Raw genomic sequence first — 8,021 nt, 5'->3', positions numbered from 1 at the left:
GCCTCGTCCAGGCCGCAAAAGCACGGGCTCGGGGCTACCGTACCAACAGGTATCTCATCAACATGATTTACCTCATCAACGGGAAACTTAATTTCAGCTTACCCATTTGAAACAGCGAGGAGCCTTATTCTTGCCCATATGGTCAAGAATCAAGATCAACTTCAATACCCGTTCAAAACCAATCGACAACTCGAAAAACGCCGAATAGAAAAGCCCCTTCTTATCGCCAAGGGTGGCATGACGGAGAGCGGTCAGACCATTACACAGACAGGATTGGGCCAAAAGCCCTTCCTGCTCCAGTAGAAACCAGGTAGCGCTGAATGGCACCCTATTCATTTATCAGCGAGGAACGCAGGCTACCGTCGGCTACATGACAGGCATCAACCTCGTCGGACAGAGCCAGCGCCTCCGTAAACTTGGCTCGTAGCGCCGAGAGCTTATCAGCTGCCACGTCCCCAGCTTCAAGCTCGCGGAGTAGTTGCACGGGCTTTTGGTCATTGCGGTCAGGCAATGGCTTGCCAAGAAAGGACTCCATGTGCGTCGGAATGAACACCGCGGGCGCAAGCAGAGACTGACCCGCTTGATTACGTAGCATCTCGTTGACCGCCTTGTGGTGCTGCTTATTCTGATCGTCGTCAAGCATCAAACCGTAAGGGATACCGAACTTCTCCATAAGTGCCGTGTAACGATGAAAGTTGAACTTGCCCATCACGTCAACCACGGCAATACAGTGCCGGGTCAGTTCGTGCCAGTCACGAGCTAACAACCAGCCGAACAGCGCTTTTTCAGTAGCCCCCTCAACAAACAACACGCGATCAGCAAAAAACATCGCGGCACGATCAGAATCAAGCCATAACTGATATCGGAAACGCTCTTCCTGGGTAGCGACTTCTTCATCCTGTTGAGCAGTCGTCAAGAGCTTTCGAGCCGCCGTCTTCTGATCACCCGGAATCGCAGTGTCATTCACATACTCTTCCAGGCACTTCCGGAATGCCAGTCCTTCTGCAAAAAGATCCTTTGCGACCGTTCTGCCGATTTGCCCCAAAACCGTTATCCCGCCTTCGCGACGTGCACGTACGATCTGGCAAAGGTTGTCAGCAATCTTACCGATGAAAATCGGAGAATGGCTGGTGATAATGACCTGCTGTCCATCCCCAGAGCCCAGACGACGAAGGTGAAAAGCCATGTTTTCCTGTTGGGCAGGATGCAGGAAAGTTTCCGGTTCCTCAAACAAAATAAGCGTAAAGTCAGGGTCAAATTCCTTTTTCTCACACGCCTTGACATCCGCGAACGATGGAGCGAGCTTGATCAGCTCATATAGAAATGATCTCTGGAAACCATGTCCATAACGGTCAAGCGCAAACGCAGTATCACCAAGCATTGCATCAGCAAACGCATGTTTGACCAGATTTCTGGTAATGTCATCTGGCGACACCGCATTGACCGACATATCAAATCGTACGCCCCAGTGGCCAATGGCATCATTGATCGGCTTGGCAATCTTGGCAAGAAAACCATCATCCCCGCGAGCCTCTTCATTAAGCTTGTCGAATGCATTCTCTACGGCCTTATAAGCCTCGCTTTCCGACACCACGCGTTTGAGCATGAAGTTAAGCATGTCGCGCAGCGGTGAAGGTCCGGAGGTTTTCATCTGATCAGCAGCCGTCGTGAGCGCAGGAATGTAGATAACACGCCCCACCTTTGCAGTACCTATGTTCTTGGCTCCATAAAAATAAGTCATCTCCGGCTCACCGTTAACTAAACCATAGATGTTGCTCTGATTGGCCTTGACGCGATCCTTGGAGACAAAGTAGCGCCGCACCCTCAGTGTCTGGTCGGTCACGTCTGCCTTGTACTTGTCTGCAAGACTCGTCCATTCTGTATCGGTCAGCGTAAATGCCAACTCAACCCAAGTTTCTTCAGAGCTCTTGCCCACCTTGGGCACGTCCTCAGTGGTCCATTTAACATCCTCATAAAACGCACGCAGTGCTGCCAGCAGGTTACTTTTACCTGCGTTATTCGCACCGACAATCATCGTATAGTCATGAACCTCGATGTCGGCATCAATAATCGATCGGAAGTTGTGGATACGCAAGCGACATAGCTTCATTTGATGACCTCCCGACTTGTTTCTTGCATTAGAGATGATGAACGGCCAACTCAATCTGGAAGAGTTGTCACGGCCGGGAGCACAGAGAATGCTGGCCATTGCACTGGAGGCCGAAATCGCCGGTTTCATTGAGCAGCATCCGGCATCAGCATATTCGAACGCCTGAGGGCAGAGCCGTTATGGCCAGGAACAGCTACCTTCTGGAGCGGATGATCACCATGAGCGCCGACCCAGTTTCGATAAGGATACCTCGCGGCCAATAGCCCTTCTCAACTCGAATTTCAGGATGAAAATCATGACCCCGGCAACTCCCATTTCTCAAGGCGAGACTGGGGTACCAAAAACGTCTCCTTACGACCCTTGAACACCCGAAGCTGTCCCCGACCTTTGGGATTTCTCACCGTAAGGCTCTGCTGTGCGGCGGTAAAATCAATCACATCAGCCAGTTGTTCGGGATCCAGCAAGCAAACCTGCATATCTCCATCTGCCGGAGACTTCCTACCACAAACCATTGCGACCCAAACCGGTAGCTCAGAATTGTCCGGGTTCATTTGTCGAAGTTGATTGACACTGAATACAAAACTCCATGAAATGCCACCATTGCCACGAGATATAGGACGCGGTCCTTTACTGAACGTCACCAACAGGCTCACGGCATCATTCAACGTGTAGGTTGACCAATTCTCTCCAGGCTTGGTTTCAACCAAACGGAGGGCTACCGGCTTATCCGAACGGAGAATCTTGGCAAGAACCGCACCATGGTATAACTCAAACTCCCTGACACTCATTTCGCATTACCCTTCAGAGCGAAGGGCCCGATCAATTTCAATAAGTTTTGCACTATTGCTTTTCAACTGAAGATAGAGCTCGTCCAGTAATGACTGAGCTTCATCGGCAATTCCCTGACGAGCCGCCTGTGTCTTCGCGCTCACAAGCTTTTTGAGACGATTTGTAATCGTTCGCTTTTTACCAAGGAAGCTGTAGTCCGCCACCTGCCAATAAATCTCCCAATAGCCATACTGGGGATACTTCTTTTCAAGATCAGCGATTGTCTTTCCCCTGGAAAGAAGCTCATTCATTTCCTGCAACTCATGTTTATTGATTGCCATAGGGCTCCTCCTTTTAGGATAACAATTGAATCATTGAGGGATATACTTCCCGATTCTTGAGGCGCAATGTTGGTTTTATTGCCTCTATGCCCCGGGGTAGTTGATTACACGGACGATATCTACGACACAAAGCGCTTCGACTCGAACCAAACGCAATTGAGCACCGATCACTTTCCTTTCCGCCCCGTCTCCCTTTGCGACAGCGTACTTCCGGCAGCAGTTTTCGACGCCTTGCTCGTCCTTCCGTCACGGAGAGTCTTTGATGCTGCCGTTGCTGCTCCGGCTGATGTGGTTTTCGAAGGAGCTTGCCGTTGCGACAATGCACTCCCTGAAGAAGTTTTGGTGGTACTGCCAGTAGAGCCGCTCCGCAGTGTTTTCGATGCGGCCGTTCCGGCTTGTTTCCCCGTCACTTTTTTCATGATCAAACCTGTAACGCTTTAAAGCCCACAGCAACACACAGCTTCCACCAGAATCATACGTAATTTTTATTCACCAGACAAAAAAACAGAGCCCGCATCACACAGGCGCCCATCATGCACACAACCATCAACCCCGGTCTCCACACGGTGGCAAAACCTGACCAAACCCGCGCCTGGCAAGTGCTTCACTTTTCAGCCTGATCGACGGATTTCTAACATCCCGGCCCCGAAAGGAGCCATATTCACCACTCACAGCCTCCCGTCAACCATCCCACGCTCATACATTCCCTTCACGTCATACACCACTCCGCCTTCAGCGACCCACTCACGCGGATCCACTCCCGCGAACTCCCGGTGCCCCACCGCAGCCACCACGGCATGGTACCCTCCCCGCTCGATGGCATCCAGTTCACCCACTACCGAGAGCCCGTACTCATGCTCCACCTCGCCGTTCGACGCCCACGGATCGGCAACATGCACCTCGCATCCGTACTCCTGCAGTTCGCGGATGATATCGATCACCCGGCTGTTGCGGATATCGGGGCAGTTCTCCTTGAAAGCGATTCCGAGTACCAGCACCCTTGCTCCTTTCAATCATCAGCTTCACCACTTCCGAAGCCACATACGCGCCCATCCCGTCGTTCAACCGCCTCCCGGCAAGGATGATCTCGGGATGGTACCCCACCTCCTGTGCTTTCTGCGCCAGATAATAGGGGTCGATACCGATACAGTGCCCCCCGACAAGCCCCGGCTTGAACGGCAGGAAGTTCCACTTGGTCGAAGCCGCCTCGAGCACGTCGAGCGTATCGATCCCCATGCGGTTGAAGATCCGTGCAAGCTCGTTGACGAAGGCGATGTTGATGTCGCGCTGGGAGTTCTCGATCACCTTGGCGGCCTCGGCCACCTTGATGGAAGGGGCGCAGTGCGTCCCCGCCTCGATCACCGAGCGGTACAGGTCGTCGATTACCGACGCGGCAAGAGGATTCGAGCCCGAGGTCACCTTTTTGATCTTCGTCACCGTATGCAGCTTGTCGCCGGGATTGATCCGTTCGGGCGAATACCCCACCGAGAAATCCTCGTTCATCCTGAGCCCCGACACCCGTTCGAGCACCGGCACGCAATCCTCCTCCGTGGCCCCGGGATCAGCTGGAAGTGGAGAACGGGGACGGAAAAGAAGCTCGCCCCCACCCATCGCGAAGCGCCAAGTCATACCCCTGTGGCCTGACGCGAGTATCAAACACTCACACTGAGCAACAATGAATCCAGCTGCCTTGGCGTGAGGCGCTGATCGAATCGTTCAGCGATTTGGTCACTCACCCACTGGCATCGCCGTACATGCTTGTGGTATTCAGGATCCATCTGGCTTTGTTTTGCTATGGTAATGCGAGGTGGCTTCCCGAGTGAGGAGGAAAGGGCGGCAAGGCCTGCTTTCGCCCTGCTGTCGTAGAGGAAAAAGAGATCTGGTCGATGGAAATGCAGATACTTGGAAGCCAGCGATCGCTTATTCATCCCCGTTATCCCAGCAAAAAGGTCCACCAACGCCTTATGGACGGCAACTACCTCTCCAAGCTGCCGCCATGGCTCATCCAGAGAATGCGGCAGGGAACGAAGCCACTCATCCAATTGAGACTCGGCAACCGCAGGTGCAAGTTTGTACTGATAGAAATCGTCTGACGGCTCCCGGGCATCTATACGCCGCTCAATCGCGGCGGCATAAGCGCGCCCGATCAGCCACACCTTGGCGATAATGGCATCCTTATGATCATGGAACGGATGTTCACGGCAGAGGGCATAGAGCACCTCATTGCCCAAGTCCCAAGGTGATGGCGCCGTGGCAGCACTAACAAGCTCTTTCGTAATTAGCTGCATAAGGGAAGTCCTCTTTCGGATTGCCGCCTTCGTACAGAAGATGGCTCATTGAGATTTTGCAAACTCAAAAAATGCATCCAGTACTACCTCGCGCTTCAGAGGCCTGAAAAAGCAGACGGCATTGCCATAGGAATATGGCGTTTCGAGTGGAGCATGCTCGTACAGAAGTCCCACACCCCACTTGGAACGGACCCTGCCATCGTCAACAACAATGCCAATGTGCCGGAACCGAGTGTTATCGTGATAGGCGATAAGATCTCCGACATCAGGAGATATCGATTTGACGAGATACCCCTCGTCAACCAAGAATTGAATGAAGGCAGTACTTGCGTGGATACGGGAAGGGAGTTCGTGCAGCAGATCTAAAAAAACAGGGTCTTGTGCAAGACCGAGAGCATACATAACACAGTTATACAAGAGGTTATCGCCGGAGCGCTCAAGCACCGCTATGGAATGAGGCGCAATGCCACGAAGAGACTCAATCAGCTTTCGATGAGAGCTGACATTCCCGTTATTTGTGATGTCTTCAAGGTAACTTCTGAGCATGGTACTGACTGGAAATGGCTGCTGTTTGCGCACTCTTCTAAAACATGCTGTCACGCGCCTTTCACCTCCCTGCTTGGACCCACCTCGTTACGATATCCCGCTTGACATCGGGTGAAACTCATCTCACACCACCCCATCACAGGAGAGTCAAAACAAAAACATTTTGATTAAATCCAAACTCACTCGTATATTAAAAGCAACACGCTCACCCCGCTTCCCGTTAGATCAGCGCGCTCAGGGTGGGCTTTTTGTTTTTCCCCTTCCCCGACCAGATGGCGTTACAGTACTCCAAACAACCACTCAGCCACACGGAGCAGCTTGAACTGCTCGAAAAAAGAGGGTTATTTATCGAGGACAAAAGCAAAGCACAGCACCTCCTCAATAACATCAGTTATTACCGATTAAGCGGATACTGGCACCCACTCCTTCAATCCCCGAAACACCTGCATCAGTTCAAGGAGAACGCCTCCTTCAACACTGCATTCAAACTCTACTGTTTTGATCGCGAACTCCGCCAACTGGTCCTTGGAGAGATCGAAAAAATCGAGGTCGCGGTAAAATCCCAGATGATCAATACGCTGGCGACAGCATTCGGACCATTCTGGCACACTGATAGAGCTCTTTTCCGGAACTATAAGAACAGGCATGACAAGTTCTTGCAAAAGATAACGGATGAGGCCATAAACAGTCAGGAGGAGTTCATTCAGGCATTTAGCAACAAGTATTCAGACCCTTACCCTCCCTGCTGGATGACCCTTGAGGTTGCATCCTTCGGCCAGATTTCCACACTGTATTCCGACCTTAAACCGGGCAGAAGCAAACGAGCTATTGCCCACCATTTCGGCCTGAAGGATTCCATTTTCATGTCATGGCTCCACACCCTCGTATACTTGCGCAACCTTTGCGCCCATCACTCCAGGTTCTGGAACAGGACATTCGGTGTATCGCCGAAAACCCAGGCAACATATTCAAAGCCATTGATCTCACCCAACTCGCCGGCACTGCATGCTACCAGCACGGCCAACAACAACACTTTTGTGATGCTGTCAATACTGCTCTACCTCTTGCAGACAGTAAATCCCAAGAATACCTTCAAAACCAAATTCCTTGCCCTGACCAGAAAATACCCGAATGTGGATCTTGGAGCAATGGGTTTTTCCTCAACATGGGCTGGTGAGCCATTGTGGCGTTGAAACAAATGCCAGCACGACTTGTAACACCCCGCGTGGGGAGCGGGATAGCTCTAAAATACGGTGATAGGTGGAGCTGGCTGTTGCGGATATCCGGGCAGTTCTCCTTTAAGGTGATCCCGAGCGCGAGCACCCTGGCTCCTTTCACACAGCTGTTCCTGTTGAACATCAGCTTCACCACTTCCGAAGCCACAGTAGCCCATTTATTTAGTGTACTGATTCAACGATTAAATCCTCAGGTGAAACCGACTCTGTTACATTTCCGTCTTGGTCAATACGGTATGCCTCAGGCTCCAAGCTCAAATGAAAAGAAGATACCAGAATTTTACCCCACGGATACTCGGTGAATGTTCTTACTTTTTGAGGATTGAGGGCACATTTCACTAACAATGGTTCTCCAATATCGGCTAACTTTCTACCTATTGGCGTATCGATTTCGACGCCCATGTGTATCTGCTCACCTCCGTACATCCCAAGGAGGTATTCAGAACCCGAATTGCCAAACGCACTCAGAGTGAAATTGAACCAAAGCATTGAATCTCTGATACTCGCTTGCTTTGCTTGGTGCGAGGTCCATAAATTTTGGAGATAACCCAATTCTTCTACTTCAAATTTATAGCTAAACCTATCAATAAATTCCTTTCGTATTTCGGGCTTGCTGAATAATGGCCAAATCATTCTATAGCAATGAATTAAGCGGTATTTTCCGTATCTTGAGTGCAAGGAAAAGCCTTAAAAAGCCCCAAAAACCTTGCACCTCGATACCGCCGATTCATGT

At 51.2% G+C, this 8,021-nt stretch carries 7 protein-coding genes and 1 pseudogene; 1 reads left to right on the top strand and 7 read right to left on the bottom strand.

The window, feature by feature from the left end:
• Positions 1-328: 328 nt before the first annotated feature.
• The 6 genes and pseudogenes from E0L29_RS11205 to E0L29_RS11175 form a co-directional block, all read right to left on the bottom strand.
• Positions 329-2,239, bottom strand: a complete 1,911-nt coding sequence (locus E0L29_RS11205) for an AAA family ATPase (RefSeq protein ID WP_207387792.1) — start codon at positions 2,237-2,239, stop codon at positions 329-331.
• A 164-nt stretch (positions 2,240-2,403) separates the two neighbouring features.
• Positions 2,404-2,898 carry a hypothetical protein gene (locus E0L29_RS11200; protein ID WP_131359108.1) on the bottom strand — a complete coding sequence of 165 codons (495 nt, stop codon included), beginning with the start codon at positions 2,896-2,898 and terminating at the stop codon, positions 2,404-2,406.
• A gap of 6 nt (positions 2,899-2,904) precedes the next feature.
• The gene (locus tag E0L29_RS11195; RefSeq protein ID WP_131359105.1) at positions 2,905-3,219 is read right to left on the bottom strand and encodes a hypothetical protein; all 315 of its coding nucleotides are present in this window, start codon (positions 3,217-3,219) and stop codon (positions 2,905-2,907) included.
• A 668-nt stretch (positions 3,220-3,887) separates the two neighbouring features.
• Positions 3,888-4,779: pseudogene (locus E0L29_RS11185) on the bottom strand (nucleotide sugar dehydrogenase); the annotation flags it as partial.
• Positions 4,780-4,871: 92 nt separating this feature from the next.
• The gene (locus E0L29_RS11180) at positions 4,872-5,507 is read right to left on the bottom strand and encodes a hypothetical protein (protein ID WP_131359100.1); all 636 of its coding nucleotides are present in this window, start codon (positions 5,505-5,507) and stop codon (positions 4,872-4,874) included.
• Positions 5,508-5,552: 45 nt separating this feature from the next.
• Complete coding sequence (locus tag E0L29_RS11175; RefSeq protein ID WP_131359097.1) at positions 5,553-6,053, bottom strand: hypothetical protein; 501 nt, start codon at positions 6,051-6,053, stop codon at positions 5,553-5,555.
• Positions 6,054-6,325: 272 nt separating this feature from the next.
• Here E0L29_RS11175 and E0L29_RS11170 point away from each other — a divergent pair, with 272 nt between their 5' ends.
• Entirely contained in the window at positions 6,326-7,246 is a 921-nt protein-coding gene (locus tag E0L29_RS11170; RefSeq protein ID WP_131359095.1) for an Abi family protein, read from the top strand.
• Between the two features lie 204 nt (positions 7,247-7,450).
• On the opposite strand, the gene E0L29_RS11160 is transcribed toward E0L29_RS11170, so the two are convergent.
• Positions 7,451-7,921 carry a hypothetical protein gene (locus E0L29_RS11160; RefSeq protein ID WP_131359089.1) on the bottom strand — a complete coding sequence of 157 codons (471 nt, stop codon included), beginning with the start codon at positions 7,919-7,921 and terminating at the stop codon, positions 7,451-7,453.
• Positions 7,922-8,021 lie beyond the last annotated feature (100 nt).

Origin of the sequence: Chlorobium sp. N1 (assembly GCF_004332115.1) — a bacterium.
Taxonomy (GTDB): domain Bacteria; phylum Bacteroidota; class Chlorobiia; order Chlorobiales; family Chlorobiaceae; genus Chlorobium.
Note: the sequence above shows the minus strand (reverse complement) of the source record. Positions and strands in the feature narration are given on the sequence as shown.